We start from the raw sequence: 15,571 nt of genomic DNA on the forward strand, positions 1-15,571 counted from the left end.
GCCCGGTGCGGCTACGACTCTCCGTGCGTCTCACACCCAGCCGCCGTCGACGATGTAGTGCTGAGAGGTGCAGGCCGAGGCCTCATCGGAGGCGAGGAAGACGGTGAACTTCGCCACCTCGTCGGGACTGAGCTTCCGCTTCAGGCATTGCCGCTTCATGAGCTCGACCTCGCCTTCCGGCGTCATCCACTTCTCGAGCTGACGTTCGGTCATGATCCATCCCGGCGCGATCGCATTCACGCGGATATTGTAGGGACCGTAGTCGCGCGCCAGGGAGCGGGTGAGGCCGATCACGGCTGATTTGCTGGCGGTGTAGGCGGCCATGCCGCCTTGTCCGGCGATCCATGAGATCGAGCCGAAATTGATGATGGCGCCGGCATTCGCGGCCTTCATGTCCGGCAAGACGGCTTGCGCAGCGAAGAACTGGTGCTTCAGATTGACCGCGATGCGGTCGTCCCAGAACTCCGGTGTCATCTCGTCGGTGCTGTGCCGTTCGTCATTGGCGGCGTTGTTGATGAGGATGTTGATGGCGCCATGCGCGTTGCGCGCCTCCACGACGCCGGCCTGCAAGGCGGCGATGTCGGTGAGGTCGACGCACTGGAAATGCGCGCCGAGACCTTGATCCGACAATTCGCGTTCCAGGTGTCGGCCCTCGTCGGCCTTGATGTCGAAGAACACGACATTCGATTGCTGCTGCGCGAAGCGCCGCACGATCGCAGCGCCGATTCCCGATGCGCCGCCGGTGACGAGAACCACCTTGCGGGCGAGATCGGAATAGGTGGCGGCCATGGGTATCCTCCCGACTTTTGTTTTCGTGGGGCGACGTGCCGCCCAACTTGCCTCGCGACCCTAGTCGCTCCGGAGGTGAGGTGCATAGGTCAGAATTTCAGTTGCGCACCTCAAAAAATGAGGACAGGATTACCGCAAACAGAAGAAGCCGGTTGGGAGGATTGTGATGAGACTGCTCGCGAAGCTGGGACTCGCCGCTGCCGCATGCCTGCTCTGGGCCAACGCCGCCGCCGCCGACACCACCGTCAAATGGCTGCATCTCGAGGTCAATCCGGCCCAGGTGAAGATCTGGGAGGAGGTCGCCCGCGCCTATGAGGCGTCGCATCCGGGCGTCAAGGTCGAGATGCAGTTCCTCGAGAACGAGGCCTACAAGGCCAAGCTGCCGACCATACTGCAATCCAAGGACCGGCCGAACATCATCTACAGCTGGGCCGGCGGCGTGTTGAAGGCGCAGATCGAGGCCGGCGTGCTTGAGGACATCACCAATCAGGTGAAGGGCTACAGCGACAACGTGACGCCGGCGGCGCTCGCCGCATTCACCGACAATGGCCATGTCTACGGCCTGCCAATCTCGCTGTCGCAGGTTGGCTTTGTCTGCAACAAGGAGCTGATGGCCAAGGCAAAGGTCGATCCGGCCGCCATCAAGAGCTGGGACGATCTGCTGGCGGCTGTGAAGGCCTTGAAAGCCGCGAATGTCACCCCGATCGTCGTCGGCGGCGCGGACAAATGGCCGCTGCACTTCTACTGGACGCATCTGGCGGTGCGCCTCGGCGGCAAGCCGGCCTTCGAGGCGGCGCTGCGCGGCGAGAATGGCGGCTTTGCGGGCGAGACCTTCGTCAAATCAGGCGAACTGTTCAAGCAGCTCGTCGATCTCCAGCCGTTCCAGAACGGCTTCCTCGGCTTCAAGAATCCGCAGGCGGTCGGCTATTTCGGTGACGGCAAGGCGGCCATGACGCTCGCGATCAGCTCCATCTACAATCTCCAGCGCGCGCTCGCCGCCGACAAGGTCGGATTGGGCGAGGACAAGATCTGCTGGTTCGATTTTCCCACCGTGGCCGGCGGCAAGGGCGAGCCGACGGATACGCTTGGGGGCATCACGGGCTGGCTGATCACCAAGGGCTCGCCGAAGGAAGCCGTCGACTTCCTGAAATATTTCCTCTCGAAGGAGGTGCAGACGCGGCTGGCGGCCGGCAACTTCATCATCCCGGTGGTGCAGGGCGCGGAGGCCGGCCTCAACAACGGCTTCATGAAGTTGATCGCGTCCAATCTGGCGAAGTCGAACTATCACCAGAATTTCTATGACCAGAGCCTCGGCCCTTCGGTCGGCCGCGTCGTCAACGACGTCTCCGCGGAGATCGCCGGCGGCAGCATGAGCCCGCAAGACGCCGCAAAGGCGATCGAGGCCGCGCGCAAGCAGGGCAACTGACGTGGCGCGCCCGATTGTAAGCTCAGCGGCGATGCATGTCGCGCGGCCGCCGCTGGCTGCCCAAGCCAGTCGTAGCCCGAGCTGGGACGGCCGCTTCACCGTCCTGATTCTGTTCCTGCCGCCGGCGCTGCTCCTGTTCACGCTGTTCGTGGTGCTGCCCATCGGCGAAGCCGCGTGGTACTCGGGTTTCAACTGGAACGGGTTCGGCAAGCCGACCAACTGGATCGGCTTCGACAACTATCGCTTCGTGCTGGAGACGCGCGCGTTCTGGCTGGCGCTGCGCAACAACGGCCTGATCATTGCGGTCTCGCTCTGCGTCCAGCTGCCGCTTGCGCTGACGCTGGCCCTGATGCTCGCAGAACGGTTTCGCGGCGCGGTGGCGCTCCGCATGCTGTTCTTCATGCCCTATATCCTGGCCGAGATCGCGACCGGGCTGATCTTCAGCTTCGTCTATGACGGCGATTACGGCCTCGTCGCCTCGATCTGGCGCAGCTTCGGCGCCGAGCCACCGCATCTCCTGGCCTCGACCGACACGGCGATGCTGGCGGTGCTGATCGTGATCGTCTGGAAGTATTTCGGCTTCCACATGATGCTGTTCATCGCCGCGCTGCAGAGCATCGACAAGAGCCTGATCGAGGCGGCGCGGATCGACGGCGCGACGCGGTTGCAGGGCCTGCGCCATATCGTCGTCCCCTTGCTCTATCCGACGATCCGGCTCTCCGTGTTCTTCGCCATCGTCGGCTCGCTGCAGCTGTTCGACCTGGTCATGCCGCTGACGCGCGGCGGGCCCGCCGACTCCTCGAACACGATGGTGAGCTTCCTCTACAACAACGGCATCTCGCGCATGCGGGTCGGTTACGGCAGCGCCATCGGCGTCATCCTGTTCGTGATCTGCGTGACCTTTGCCTTCACTTACAAGCGATGGTTCATGCGCGATGAGTAACGCGGAGACCACACCCAGGCCGTTCGATCCGGCCGTGCTGTTCAAGGCGGTGTTCCTCGCCATCGTCGCGATCTTCGTGCTGGTGCCGCTGTTCGCGACCCTGCTCGGGGGTTTCAAGTCGCTCGGCGAGTTGCGCGTCAATCCCTTTGGCCTGCCGCATCACTGGGAGTGGCAGAACTATGCCGACATCCTGTTCTCCGGTCGCTACTGGCAGCTGCTGCGCAACTCGCTGATCATCTCGACGCTCACTGTGACACTGACCCTGCTCGTCGCCTCGATGGCGGCCTTCACCTTTGCCCATGTTCGATTCTACGGCAGCTCGATGCTGCTGAGCTATCTGACGCTCGGCCTGCTGTTTCCCGCGGCGACCGCCGTGCTGCCGCTCTTCATCAGGGTGCGCGATCTCGGGCTGCTCGATACCTATTTCGGCGTCGCGCTGCCGCAGGTCGCCTTCAGCCTGGCCATGAGCGTGCTGCTGTTGCGGTGCTTCTTCAAGGACATTCCCTATGAGCTGCTCGAAGCGGCGCTCGTCGACGGCTGCAGCTATGTGAAATTCTTCCGCTACGTGACGCTGCCGCTATCGCGCCCGATCCTAGCGACAGTCGGGACCATCACCTTCGTCAACAGCTGGAACGCCTATCTGCTGCCGCTCGTGATGCTCAACACCGATGCGCTGTATCCATGGCCGCTCGGCATCATGGTCTATCAGGGCGAGTATTCATCCGAGTGGCATCTGATCCTCGCTTTCATCACCCTGACCATTCTGCCGACGATCATCCTCTTCCTCCTGGCGCAGAAGCACATCGTAGCCGGCCTCACGTCGGGCGCGGTCAAGGGATGAACTGGACCTCACGGAGATCACAATGAGAAAAGTAGGCATCGGTATCATCGGCTGTGGCGTCATCAGCACCGCCTATCTGAAGGCGGCCCAGCGCTTTCCCGTCCTGGACATCAAGGCGCTTGCCGACATGCGCAGCGACGCGGCCGAGCGCCAGGGCGCGGCTTTCAGCCTGCCTGCGATGCGGGTCGATCAATTGCTCAAGCGCGATGACGTCGAGATCGTCGTCAATCTCACGGTGCCGCTCGCCCATACCGATGTCAGCCTGGCGGTGCTGAATGCCGGCAAGCATGTCCACTCCGAGAAGCCGCTCGGCATCGACGTCGTGGAGGCGCGCAAGGTGATGGAGCTTGCCGCGCAAAAGAACCTCCGCGTCGGCTGCGCGCCGGACACCTTCCTGGGCGGTGGGCACCAGACCGCACGCAAGCTGATCGATGACGGTGCGATCGGCACGCCCGTGGCGGGCAGCGCCTTCTTCGGCTGCCCCGGCCATGAGCGCTGGCATCCGGCGCCGGGGTTCTATTATCTGCGCGGCGGCGGGCCGATGCTCGACATGGGTCCTTACTACATCACCGACCTCGTGCAGCTGCTCGGCCCTGTTGCGAGCGTGATGGGCTCGACCGCGCGCCCGAGATCCGAGCGGCTCGTCACCAGCCAGCCGATGAACGGCACCCTGATCCCGGTCGAGGTGCAGACCCATGTCGCGGGCACGCTCGAATTCGAGAGCGGCGCGGTGGTGTCGGTGACGATGAGCTTCGATGTGCCGAAGCACCGGCACGCGCCGATCGAGATCTATGGCGACAAGGGCAGCATGCTGGTGCCGGACCCGAACCGGTTCGGCGGCGAGGTGCAGGTGGCGAAGACAGGCGGCGAATGGGAAACCGTGCCGCTGACCCATGGCCATGTCGACGGCGAATTCCGCTCCATCGGCGTTGCCGACATGGCCACGGCGATCCTGAACGACCGGCCGCATCGTGCCAGCGGCGCGCTCGCGTTCCATGTGCTGGAAGTGATGGAGGCGTTCCAGACCTCCGCCAACGAAGGCCGCCGCGTCAGAATCGAGAGCCGCGTCGAGCGGCCGGCGATGCTGCCCGTTGGACGCGACACCGGACAGATCGACTGAGGACAGAACCATGCGCAAGGCAATGATTGTATGGGGCGGCTGGCCGGGACATGATCCTGATCTCTGTGCCTCGATGATCCGCGGCTGGCTCAAGGCGGAAGGCTTCGAGGTCCGGATCGAAACCACGACGGCGGCGTTCGCCGATCCCGCGATTTTCGATCTGTCGCTGATCATCCCGATCTATACGATGTCCAAGATCGAAAAGGCCGAAGCGCTCAACCTCTGCGCGGCGGTGAGCAGCGGCGTCGGGCTCGCTGGCCATCATGGCGGCATGTGCGACGCCTTCCGCGATTCGGTCGACTACCAATTTCTGTGCGGCGGACAATGGGTCGCGCACCCCGGCAACATCATCGATTACCGCGTCGACTTGACCAGGCCGGACGATCCCATCATGAAGGGCCTCAAGAGTTTCGAGCATCGGTCCGAGCAATACTACATGCATGTCGACCCGGCCAACGAGGTGTTGGCGACCACGACCTTCACCGGCGAGCACGCCCCCTGGATCGAGGGCGTGGTGATGCCGGTGGTCTGGAAGAAGCGTTATGGCACGGGCAGGGTATTCTACTCCTCCCTCGGCCACCGCGCCTACGAGCTCGACGTCCCGGAAATCCGGACGTTGATGACCCGCGGCATGTTATGGGCGGCGCGCGAGTGACGGCTGACACGACCCCGCTGCCGGCGCGCGCCACGCTCGAGGACGTCGCGCGGACGGCGGGTGTGTCGCTCGCCACCGTCGATCGCGTCATCAACCGGCGCGAGGGCGTGCGCGCCAAGACCATTGCGCGCGTCGAGGCCGCGGTCGCCAAGCTCGGCTACCGTGCCGACGTCGCGGCCGCACGGCTCGCGCGGGGACAGAGCTTTCGTTTCGCCTTCGTGCTGCCGACCGGCGGCAACAGCTTCATGACCGATCTGACCGAGCAGGTCCAGCGCACCGCGGAGTGGCTGGCCGGCCAGCGCGGCTTCATCGATATCCTGCATGTCGACGTGTTCGATCCGGATGTGCTGGCCGGCGCGCTGGAGAACCTGTCGCCGGCCTATCAGGGTGTCGCCGTCATCGCGCTCGATCATCCCAGGGTTCGCGCCGCGATCGATGAGCTCACCGCCCGCGGGGTTGCCGTGGTGACGCTCGTCTCGGACGCCCCGAGCTCGCGCCGGCTGCATTATGTCGGGATCGATAACCCGGCCGCGGGACGGACGGCGGCCACACTGATGGGGCGTTACCTTGGCGGCCGTGAAGGAACGGTGGCCGTGATCGCCGGGTCATTGTCGCTGCGCGATCACGCCGAGCGCCAGTTCGGCTTCAGCCAGATCCTGTCCAGCGAATATCCGAGCCTGCGCGCGCTGCCGACGCTCGAGGGCCGCGATAACAGCGAACTCACGCGGGAACTCACGGCAGCGCTGCTTGCTCAGCACGCGGATCTCCGCGGCATCTATTGCTGCGGCGCCGGCAACCGCGGCATCGCCGATGCGCTCGAGGCCTCCGGCCGCGCGCGCGAGGTCGTCTGGATCACCCATGAGCTGACCCAGTACACAAGGCGCTTCCTGGTCCGCGGCACGTGTGACGCCATCATCAACCAGGATCCCGGCCACGAGGCGCGGTCGGCGGCGCGCGTCCTGCTTGCGCACTGTTCCGGCGAGCCGACCAGCCCCGATCAGGAGCGCATCCGTATCGACATCTTCCTGCGGGACAATCTGCCGTAGCTGATCCGTCTACAGCCAGCCGAAGATTGCGACTGCCAGCACAGCCTGGGCCGCGAAGCCGACCACGAAGGCGAGCGTGCGGAACACGGGCAAGCCGATCGCGTAGACGATGACGTGGGCGATGCGCGACCAGAAATAGACGGCGCAGGCGAGCACGGTCCATTTGGTCGAGTAGTCGATCGCGTTGAGGATCAGCACCAGCGGCGCGAAGATGACGAGGTTCTCGACCGCGTTGTCATGCGCGAACATCAGCCGCGTCGCCCAGGGCGCGTGCGGCTTGTCGTTGCGCGTGGGATTGGCCATGGCACCGGACAGGCCGCGAATCTGGCAGCGGTTCAGGATGTAGGGAACCCACAACAGCCCGGTCAGAATGACCGTCAGCGTCAGCCAGAACAGTTCGCGCGTCATCGAGATCCCCTCAACTGATGTCCGTCCCGTCCCGGCGGGACGGAGCGGTTATAGTCAATCGCGGCAGATCGCGCTACGCACGGACGCGCACATAGGACCCCGGTGCGTCCTCGAGCGGTGGATAGGCTTCGGTGCCGACGCTGCGTGCGGGAACTTCTTCCGGGTCGAGCTGGCTGAGCCATTCGCGCCAGTCCGGCCACCACGAGCCCTTGTGCTCCTGCGCGCCCTTGATCCAGTCCTTCAGCGCGATGTCCTGGATCTGGTCGTTGGTCCAATATTGATACTTGCCGGCGGAGGGCGGGTTGACGACGCCGGCGATGTGGCCGGAACCCGAGAGCACATACTTCACCGGCCCGCCGAAGAACTGCGAGCCGTACAGCACGGAGTCGGCCGGCGCGATGTGGTCCTCGCGGGTGGCGAGATTATAGACCGGCACCTTGACCTTGGAGAGATCGAGCAGCGTGTTGTCGAGCACCATGGTGCCCGAGGTCAGCCGGTTCTCCAGGTAGCAGTTGCGCAGATAGTAGGAATGATTGGCCGCCGACATCCGCGTGGCGTCCGAATTCCAGTGCAGCAGGTCGAATGCCGACGGCGGCTGGCCCTTCAGGTAGTTGTTGACGACATAGGACCAGATCAGGTCGTTGGAGCGCAGCATGTTGAAGGCCATCGCCATCTTGCTGCCCTCGAGCACGCCCGAGGCCTGCATGTCGCGCTCAAGCGCCGAGATCTGGGTCTCGTCGACGAACACCAGGAGATCGCCGGCATGCGTGAAGTCCACCTGGGCCGCCAGAAAGGTCGCCGAGGTGACGCGCTGGCGGCGCTTGTCGGCAAGCCAGGCGAGCGTGGTCGCGAGCATGGTGCCGCCGACGCAATAGCCGAGCGTGTGCACTTTCATCTCGCCCGTCACCTTCTCGATGACGTCCATCGCGGTGAGCGGGCCTTCCTTCATGTAGTCCTCCCAGGTCTTGGCCCCGAGCTTCTTGTCGGGATTGACCCAGGAGATCACGAACACGGTGAGGCCCTGATCGACGCACCATTTGATGAAGGATTTCTCGGGGCGCAGATCGAGAATGTAGAACTTGTTGATCCACGGCGGCACGATCAGCAGCGGCGTGCGCAGCACGTTCTCCGTCGACGGCGCGTACTGGATCAGCTGCATCATGTCGTTCTGGAAGATGACCTTGCCGGGTGTCATCGCCATGTTGACGCCGACCTCGAGATTGCCCGGGTCGGACTGGCGGATCTTCAGCGAACCCTTGCCGGCCTCGATGTCCTCCGCCAGCATCTGCATGCCGCGCACCAGATTGTCGCCGCTCGATGCCAGGGTCTGCCGCAGCACCTCGGGATTGGTCAGCACGAAGTTCGACGGCGCCAGCGCATTGGTGATCTGATTGACGTAGAATTCGGCCTTCTTGCGCGTGTGCGGGTCGAGGCCTTCGGCATTGTGGACCAGGTCCTGCGCCCATTGCGTCGTCAGCAGATAGGCCTGCATCACGAAATCGAAGAACTGGTTGGATTTCCACTCCGGGTCGGCAAAACGCCGGTCGCGTGGTGACGGCGAAATCGCCGGCGGCGCCTCTTCGCCGGCGAGTCGTCGCGACGCCGAGCCCCACAGATCGAGATAGCCCTTCGCCATCTTGGTCTGGATGTCGCTGGCGCGATCCTTGTCCGAGAGCCAGTAGTCGGCCACCGCCGTGAACGATTTCACGACCTCGGCAAGCTCGGCCGGCGGCCGGTCCTGAACCTCGCCGGTCTCGCGTGGCTTCAGGTAGGCAGACAGCGCCTTGCCGCTGCTCTCCATGGCCTTCGCGATGTTCATCGCGAAAGCTTCCGCGTCGAATGTTTTTTCTGGATTGGCTTTGTTCTGAACGTCAGTCATGGCGATGGTCACACTATCGTGTCGGGAGCGTTTCGTCACCGCGCGAGATCAATAATCCGCGAGTTTGCAGTTAATTCGATTTCTGCGTGTTGCGTTGCGAAAAAATCTCTCGCTTCGGACACGTTGCACCGGTAGTCGGTCGAGATTCCTGTTCAACCCTGTAACGTTTCGAGTGACAATTGGTTGTGCTGCGGCAAAATGTGCCGCGTTGCGATTTTGGTTTGGTGGGGGATTGGCGGTTCGTGCAATCGGCGGGGACTTTGGCGTGACGCCAGTGGGGCAAAGCAGGAGAATGCGGACGCGAGCCGTTGCGGCGGGCGTGGTGCTTTGCACTTGCTTGTCGCTGTCCGGCTGCTCCAGCCCGATCGCCGACATGCCGTCGCTCGATGCCGAGGCCATCGTGCGGCCCAAGGAGCCGGGCGGCTATCTGCCCGTCAACGACGTTCCGCGCGTCCGCGAGACGCCGATCATCTCTCCGGAAGAGCGGGCCAAGATCGAAAAGGAGCTGACGGCCATGCGCGACCGCCAAGCGTCGGCCACGACTGGGCTCAAGGATCGCTGACCGGCCGGGCTGGATGACGTAATTTTCTGGCGCGGCGCGGCGTCCATGATAAAACATCGGAATCAACCGCACCCCAGCGTGTCGTCGCCAGCGCTGCCGCAAGGCTGTGCTAAGTCCATGTTCTAGCAGGGATTTCAGGGTGGCGGCGGCACAGCGCCAGCGATGCTGGCGATACCGCCCCAGGTTGCCGGAGCCGAGAGACCCATGGAAGATTTCTATCGCATCCGCCGTCTGCCGCCTTACGTGTTCGAGCAGGTCAACCGGGCCAAGGCGGCCGCGCGGAACGCCGGCGCCGACATCATCGATCTCGGCATGGGCAATCCGGATCTGCCGGCGCCGCCGCACGTGCTGGAGAAGCTCAAGGAAACGCTGGGCAAGCCACGCACCGACCGCTACTCGGCGTCGCGCGGCATCGTCGGTCTCCGCCGGGCGCAGGCGGCCTATTACGACCGTCGTTTCGGGGTAAAGCTCAATCCCGATACCCAGATCGTGGCGACGCTCGGCTCTAAGGAGGGCTTTGCCAACGTCGCTCAGGCGATCACCGCGCCGGGCGACGTCATTCTCTGTCCCAATCCGAGCTATCCGATTCATGCGTTCGGCTTCCTGATGGCCGGCGGCGTGATCCGGTCGGTGCCGTCGGAGCCGACGCCGCAGTTCTTCGAGGCGGCCGAGCGCGCGATCATTCACTCGATTCCGAAGCCGCTGGCGCTGATCGTATGCTATCCCAGCAATCCGACCGCCTATGTCGCGAGCCTCGACTTCTATCGCGATCTGGTCGCATTCGCGAAGAAGCACGAGATCCTGATCCTCTCGGACCTCGCGTATGCCGAGGTCTATTTCGACGACAAGAACCCGCCGCCGTCGGTGCTGCAGGTGCCCGGCGCGATGGACGTCGCGGTCGAGTTCACCTCGATGTCGAAGACCTATTCGATGGCGGGCTGGCGCATGGGTTTTGCCGTCGGCAATGAGCGCATCATTGCCGCACTTGCGCGCGTGAAGTCGTATCTCGACTATGGCGCGTTCACGCCGGTCCAGGTGGCAGCCACCGCGGCGCTCAACGGCCCCGACGACTGCATCCGCGAGATGCGCGACGTCTATCGCAAGCGCCGCGATACGCTGGTCGAGTCGTTTGGCCGGGCCGGCTGGGAGATCCCGTCGCCGGAGGCCTCGATGTTCGCCTGGGCGCCTCTGCCGGAGAAGTTCAAGACCCTCGGCAGCATGCAGTTCGCGACCCTGATGGTCGAGAAGTCCGGTGTCGCGGTGTCGCCGGGTGTCGGCTTCGGCGAGCATGGCGAAGGCTACGTCCGTATTGCGATGGTCGAGAACGAGCAGCGCATCCGGCAGGCCGCGCGCAACGTTCGCCGCTTCCTTGAAAGCGGCATCGAAACGTTGCACAACGTCGTTCCCATCGCCAACCGGCGCTGAGCCCTCCCGCACTTTCCTTTCGACAGGTTCTTTGATTCCATGGTTGCACCCCTGAGAGTGGGCATCGCGGGCCTCGGCACCGTGGGTGTCGAGGTCGTTCGTCTCATCGAGCGTCAGGGGCGCGTGCTCACCGAGCGGACGGGGCGCCCAGTGAAGGTCGTGGCCGTGACGGCGCGGTCGAAAGCGAAGAAGCGCGGCATCGATCTCTCGGGGATCACCTGGGCCAAGGACGCGCTGGCGCTGGCCAGCGATCCGGAGGTCGACTGCCTGGTCGAGCTCATGGGCGGCGCGGGCGATCCCGCGCTGTCGGCGATCGACACCGCGCTGAAGGCTGGCAAGTCGGTGGTGACGGCCAACAAGGCACTGATCGCCAAGCATGGCTTGAAGCTCGCCAAGGCGGCCGAGAAGCATGGCGGCGCACTGAATTTCGAGGCGGCCGTCTGCGCAGCCATCCCGGTGATCAAGACCTTGCGCGAGGGTCTCGCCGGCACCGGTATCAGCCGCGTCTATGGCATCCTCAACGGCACCTGCAACTACATCCTGACCCGGATGGAGCAGGAGGGGCTGTCGTTCGACGAGTGCCTGAAGGACGCCCAGCGCCTCGGCTATGCCGAAGCCGATCCGTCGTTCGACATCCATGGCCACGACACCGCGCAGAAGCTCGCGATCCTCGCGAGCCTGGCCTTCGGCACCCAGGTGGCCGAAAAATCCATCTATGTGGAAGGCATCTCTTCGATCGCCCCGGAAGATCTCAAGGCGGCAGCTGAGCTCGGCTACCGCGTCAAGCTGCTCGGCGTCGCCGTGCGCACCGCAAAGGGCATCGAGCAGCGGGTGCATCCAACGATGGTGCCGAAATCCTCGTCGATCGCCCAGGTGATGGGCGTCACCAACGCGGTCACGATCGACGGCGAGGGCATTCCACCGATCACGCTGGTGGGGCCGGGAGCAGGGGGCGCCGCGACGGCGTCCGCCGTCGTTGCCGACATCGCCGACGTCGCGCGCGGCATCCGTGCGGCACCGTTCGGGCGTCCGGTCGACAAGCTGCGGGCGACCGAGAAGGCGCCGATGGAGCGGCATGAGGGCGGCTACTACATCCGCCTGATGGCGCGCGACCATGCCGGGACCGCCGCGACCATCGCGACCCGGCTTGCCGAACAGAAGATCTCGATCGAATCGATCGTGCAGCGTCATCCAAACGGCAGCGAGCCGCCGAAGACTGCCGGCAAGTCCGCGCCGGTGCCGGTGATCCTGATCACCTACGCGACCCACGAGGACGCAGTGCATCGCGCCCTGCAGGCGGTGCAGCGCGACAAGGTCATCAGCGGCAAGCCGCAGGTCATCCGGATCGAGAAGAATTAGGGCAGGATGCTCAGGGAACCGTTTGTCTCTGCTCAAACAAACGCATGGCGTTTGCCCAAACTTCATGCTCAAACCGGGGGAGTCGACAGGCGGGAAACGGCCATCCGGGCCAGCTGTCTGATCGGTGCGCCGTCCGTGCTGGCGACGTTTGAGCGGTAGATTTTGATGGCGGGTGTCCGCCGTGACGTCTTGAGGAGTTGACCGATGTCGACGCAGATTTCTGTCCCGCAGCAATTGTTGCTCGAGCGCATCCTGACGCTGGAGCTGGTGCGCGTGACCGAGCGTGCGGCGGTGTCGGCGGCACGGCTGCGCGGCCATGGCCAGGAGAAGCCGGCCGACCAGGCGGCCGTGGACGCGATGCGTCGCGAGCTCAACAAGCTGCCGATCGAAGGCACGGTGGTGATCGGCGAGGGCGAGCGCGACGAGGCGCCGATGCTGTACATCGGCGAGAAGGTCGGCCTCAACGCCGGCCCGAAGGTCGACATCGCGGTCGATCCGCTCGAAGGCACCACCCTCTGCGCCAAGAACATGCCGGGCGCGATCGCCACCATGGCGATGGCCGATGGCGGCACGCTGCTGCATGCCCCCGACGTCTACATGCAGAAGATCGCAGTCGGCCCGGGCTACGCCAAGGGCGTGGTCGACATCGATGCGACCCCGGCCGACAATGTTCGCCGGCTGGCGAAGGCCAAGGGCGTCGAGCCCGGCGCGATCACGGTGCTGGTGCTCGACCGCCCGCGCCACGCCGACATCATCCAGGGCGTGCGCTCCACCGGCGCCGCGGTTCGCCTGATCACGGATGGCGACGTCGCCGGCGTCATTCACACCGCTACGCCTGAGGACACCGGTGTCGACATGTATATGGGTACCGGCGGCGCGCCGGAAGGCGTGCTGGCCGCGGTGGCGCTGCGCTGCATTGGCGGTCAGATGCAGTGCCGCCTGATCCTCGACACCGAGGAGAAGCGGGAGCGCGCGGCCAAGATGGGCGTCAACGATCCCAAGATGATTTACGGCATCGAGGACATGGCCCGCGGCGACTGCCTGTTCGCGGCCACCGGCGTCACCACCGGCTCGCTGCTCTCCGGCGTCAAGTTCCGCAAGGACGGCGTCATCGAGACCGAGACCGTCGTGATGCGCTCGGTCACCGGCACCGTGCGCTACATCCGCGCCGAGCATCGCCAGCTCGAGAAATTCCACCTCGACTGACGGCGGAATGCTGCCATGTCCGATCTGTCCGCGGTCAAGGCGCTGGTGTTCGACGTGTTCGGCACCGTGGTCGACTGGCGCACGAGTCTCATCAACGATTTCACCGCGTGGTCGAAGACCCGCGGCATCCAGGGTGATTGGACCGCGCTGGTCGATGGCTGGCGCGGGCTCTATGTCGGATCGATGGACGAGGTCCGCAGGCACCCTGAGCGCGGCTACGTCATCCTCGACGTGCTGCACCGGCGCTCGCTGGAGACGCTTGTCGCCCAGCTCGGAATCACCGGCCTGACCGAGGCCGATCTCGATCATCTCACCCGCGGCTGGCACCGGCTGCACCCGTGGGCCGACAGTGTCGCCGGGCTGACCCGGCTGAAGTCCAAATACATCATTGCGCCGCTCTCCAACGGCAATGTCGCGCTGCTCACCAACATGGCGAAGTTCGCCGGTCTCCCGTGGGACCTCGTGCTGTCAGCCGAACTGTTCGCGCACTACAAGCCCGATCCCGAGACCTATCTGGGCGCCGCGCGTCTCCTTGGTCTGGCGCCGGGCGAGGTCATGATGGTCGCCGCGCACAACAATGATCTTGAGGCCGCGCAACGCTACGGCCTGAAGACCGCCTTCGTCGCCCGCCCAACTGAATACGGGCCGCTGCAGAGCCGCGATTTCAACGCGACCGGCGCCTGGGACATCGTCGCCGACGATTTCGGCGGCATCGCTGATCGCCTGGGCTGCTGATCCTCCTGCCTCACGCGCCCGACATGATCACGCCGTACCAGCCGAGACCCTTATAGGTCTCGTAGCCAGGCGTAGCGTGGAAGGCGACCATGCGTCCCGACGCGTCCTGATAGAAACCGCTGTGCTTGCCGTCGAGCCTGAGCGACACCCGCTCGCTGAGAATCCCCTGGCCGTCGGACGAGGCAATCACGCGCAGATTGGAATCGACCAGCAGCACGCGCGCCTTGTCGCTCTCGCTGACGCGTACGCCCTGGACGATCGCGCGCGCCTGCGCCTCCCAGTCGAAATGGATCGCGAGCACGCCGAGCGGCTTGCCATGCGCCTTGCCGTCCTCGCGGACCGAGGCGCAATAGGTCGCGACCTGGGCGTTGCCGAGCAGCGGCTGGCACTCGACGTCGCCTGCGACGTAGTCGTCGCCGGAGCGAAGGCCGCGCGCCTCGCGAAACCATTTGGTGTCGGCGACGCTCTGGCCGATCACGTTGAAGCGGTCGGCGCGACCGTTAGCGATCACCTTGCCGCTGGGGTCGCACAGCCATAGATCGAGATACACCGTGTAGGCCGACAGGATCACCGCGAGCCGTTCGGAGACATGAGCGACGCGTGCGGCATCGGGCGCCGCCGCGCAATCGACCACGGCGGAATCGGTCGCCCACCAGCGCACGTCGCAGGTCCGCTCATAAAGATTGCGGTCGATCAGCTCGATCGCGTTCAGCGCCAGATCGACCATGCGTTCGCCGCGGGCCCGCTCCGTCATGCGCTCGATCGAGCTCTTGAGGTTGCCGGTGCGTGTCGTCAGCTGGCCTTCGAGCTCGCGGGCGATGGTCTCGACGAGCTGGCCGACGGCGCGGACCTCCTGGGCCACCACGGCGAAGCCCGCGCCTTGCGCGCCCACCCGTGAGCTCTCGATCAGCGCATTCAGCGCCAGCATCTTCATCTGGTTGGTGATCTGCTGGATCGACTTGGTCTTCTCGCAGGCGATCTGATTGACCTCGCCGGTGAGCCGCGCGATGAGCGCGGAGACGTCGGTTTCGTCCTCCTTGTGAGCCGCTTGTGGCGCGACCGAGGGCGAGGTCTTGAACTCAGGCGCGATCGGCATCGGCAATCAACTCCATGTAGCTGCGCCGCTCCGTGGACCCGGACTGCGCGAAAAAATCAGGCGTAATATTTGATTGAAATT

General features: G+C 64.7%; 15 protein-coding genes. 11 read left to right on the plus strand and 4 right to left on the minus strand.

Going from position 1 to position 15,571, the window contains the following annotated elements; all coding sequences use genetic code 11:
- Positions 1–30 precede the first annotated feature (30 nt).
- Positions 31–789, minus strand: coding sequence for an SDR family NAD(P)-dependent oxidoreductase (locus tag S58_RS18185; RefSeq protein WP_015666821.1), 759 nt, complete (start codon positions 787–789; stop codon positions 31–33).
- A gap of 166 nt (positions 790–955) precedes the next feature.
- Between S58_RS18185 and S58_RS18190 the strand changes: the two genes are divergently transcribed.
- From S58_RS18190 to S58_RS18215, 6 genes are read left to right on the plus strand one after another with little or no spacing between them, the layout of a single operon-like run.
- Positions 956–2,215 (plus strand): extracellular solute-binding protein, encoded by a 1,260-nt coding sequence (locus S58_RS18190; protein WP_015666822.1) that lies wholly within the window; start codon positions 956–958, stop codon positions 2,213–2,215.
- Position 2,216: 1 nt separating this feature from the next.
- Complete coding sequence (locus tag S58_RS18195) at positions 2,217–3,158, plus strand: carbohydrate ABC transporter permease (RefSeq protein WP_042339830.1); 942 nt, start codon at positions 2,217–2,219, stop codon at positions 3,156–3,158.
- On the plus strand, positions 3,151–3,999 hold the full coding sequence (locus S58_RS18200) for a carbohydrate ABC transporter permease (protein WP_015666824.1): 849 nt from the start codon (positions 3,151–3,153) through the stop codon (positions 3,997–3,999). The genes S58_RS18195 and S58_RS18200 overlap by 8 nt, the downstream gene beginning before the upstream one ends.
- A 22-nt stretch (positions 4,000–4,021) precedes the next feature.
- On the plus strand, positions 4,022–5,119 hold the full coding sequence (locus S58_RS18205; RefSeq protein ID WP_015666825.1) for a Gfo/Idh/MocA family protein: 1,098 nt from the start codon (positions 4,022–4,024) through the stop codon (positions 5,117–5,119).
- A 10-nt stretch (positions 5,120–5,129) separates the two neighbouring features.
- Complete coding sequence (locus S58_RS18210) at positions 5,130–5,774, plus strand: ThuA domain-containing protein (RefSeq protein ID WP_015666826.1); 645 nt, start codon at positions 5,130–5,132, stop codon at positions 5,772–5,774.
- Positions 5,771–6,820: a LacI family DNA-binding transcriptional regulator gene (locus S58_RS18215; protein WP_015666827.1), complete on the plus strand. Its 1,050-nt coding sequence runs from the start codon at positions 5,771–5,773 to the stop codon at positions 6,818–6,820. Before S58_RS18210 ends, S58_RS18215 begins: the two co-directional genes overlap by 4 nt.
- Positions 6,821–6,829: 9 nt before the next feature.
- Here S58_RS18215 and S58_RS18220 read toward each other — a convergent pair whose 3' ends face one another.
- Together S58_RS18220 and S58_RS18225 are read right to left on the minus strand one after the other, a co-directional pair.
- Positions 6,830–7,228 (minus strand): MAPEG family protein, encoded by a 399-nt coding sequence (locus tag S58_RS18220; protein WP_015666828.1) that lies wholly within the window; start codon positions 7,226–7,228, stop codon positions 6,830–6,832.
- A 73-nt stretch (positions 7,229–7,301) separates the two neighbouring features.
- Entirely contained in the window at positions 7,302–9,107 is a 1,806-nt protein-coding gene (locus S58_RS18225) for a PHA/PHB synthase family protein (RefSeq protein WP_042340796.1), read from the minus strand.
- 322 nt (positions 9,108–9,429) lie between these two features.
- On the opposite strand from S58_RS18225, the gene S58_RS18230 reads away from it, so the two are divergent.
- The 5 genes from S58_RS18230 (at position 9,430) to S58_RS18250 (ending at position 14,394) form a co-directional block, all read left to right on the plus strand.
- The gene (locus S58_RS18230) at positions 9,430–9,669 is read left to right on the plus strand and encodes a hypothetical protein (RefSeq protein WP_244440599.1); all 240 of its coding nucleotides are present in this window, start codon (positions 9,430–9,432) and stop codon (positions 9,667–9,669) included.
- 204 nt (positions 9,670–9,873) lie between these two features.
- Positions 9,874–11,094, plus strand: a complete 1,221-nt coding sequence (locus tag S58_RS18235; RefSeq protein ID WP_015666831.1) for an LL-diaminopimelate aminotransferase — start codon at positions 9,874–9,876, stop codon at positions 11,092–11,094.
- Between the two features lie 39 nt (positions 11,095–11,133).
- Positions 11,134–12,453, plus strand: a complete 1,320-nt coding sequence (locus S58_RS18240) for a homoserine dehydrogenase (protein ID WP_015666832.1) — start codon at positions 11,134–11,136, stop codon at positions 12,451–12,453.
- A gap of 204 nt (positions 12,454–12,657) precedes the next feature.
- Entirely contained in the window at positions 12,658–13,659 is a 1,002-nt protein-coding gene (gene glpX / locus S58_RS18245) for a class II fructose-bisphosphatase (protein ID WP_015666833.1), read from the plus strand.
- Between the two features lie 15 nt (positions 13,660–13,674).
- Positions 13,675–14,394 carry a haloacid dehalogenase type II gene (locus S58_RS18250; RefSeq protein ID WP_015666834.1) on the plus strand — a complete coding sequence of 240 codons (720 nt, stop codon included), beginning with the start codon at positions 13,675–13,677 and terminating at the stop codon, positions 14,392–14,394.
- 10 nt (positions 14,395–14,404) lie between these two features.
- Here the strand turns inward: S58_RS18250 and S58_RS18255 are convergent, their stop codons facing one another.
- The gene (locus S58_RS18255; RefSeq protein ID WP_015666835.1) at positions 14,405–15,490 is read right to left on the minus strand and encodes a methyl-accepting chemotaxis protein; all 1,086 of its coding nucleotides are present in this window, start codon (positions 15,488–15,490) and stop codon (positions 14,405–14,407) included.
- Positions 15,491–15,571: the final 81 nt, after the last annotated feature.

Origin of the sequence: Bradyrhizobium oligotrophicum S58, assembly GCF_000344805.1 — a bacterium.
GTDB lineage: Bacteria > Pseudomonadota > Alphaproteobacteria > Rhizobiales > Xanthobacteraceae > Bradyrhizobium > Bradyrhizobium oligotrophicum.

Coding starts and splice junctions, on each gene's coding strand:
- S58_RS18220 (WP_015666828.1), bottom strand. CDS start 7,228: ATGACGCGCGAACTGTTCTGGCTGACGCTGACGGTCATTCTGACCGGG.
- S58_RS18205 (WP_015666825.1), top strand. CDS start 4,022: ATGAGAAAAGTAGGCATCGGTATCATCGGCTGTGGCGTCATCAGCACC.
- S58_RS18235 (WP_015666831.1), top strand. CDS start 9,874: ATGGAAGATTTCTATCGCATCCGCCGTCTGCCGCCTTACGTGTTCGAG.
- S58_RS18185 (WP_015666821.1), bottom strand. CDS start 789: ATGGCCGCCACCTATTCCGATCTCGCCCGCAAGGTGGTTCTCGTCACC.
- S58_RS18190 (WP_015666822.1), top strand. CDS start 956: ATGAGACTGCTCGCGAAGCTGGGACTCGCCGCTGCCGCATGCCTGCTC.
- S58_RS18210 (WP_015666826.1), top strand. CDS start 5,130: ATGCGCAAGGCAATGATTGTATGGGGCGGCTGGCCGGGACATGATCCT.
- S58_RS18200 (WP_015666824.1), top strand. CDS start 3,151: ATGAGTAACGCGGAGACCACACCCAGGCCGTTCGATCCGGCCGTGCTG.
- glpX (WP_015666833.1), top strand. CDS start 12,658: ATGTCGACGCAGATTTCTGTCCCGCAGCAATTGTTGCTCGAGCGCATC.
- S58_RS18225 (WP_042340796.1), bottom strand. CDS start 9,107: ATGACTGACGTTCAGAACAAAGCCAATCCAGAAAAAACATTCGACGCG.
- S58_RS18255 (WP_015666835.1), bottom strand. CDS start 15,490: ATGCCGATCGCGCCTGAGTTCAAGACCTCGCCCTCGGTCGCGCCACAA.
- S58_RS18240 (WP_015666832.1), top strand. CDS start 11,134: ATGGTTGCACCCCTGAGAGTGGGCATCGCGGGCCTCGGCACCGTGGGT.
- S58_RS18250 (WP_015666834.1), top strand. CDS start 13,675: ATGTCCGATCTGTCCGCGGTCAAGGCGCTGGTGTTCGACGTGTTCGGC.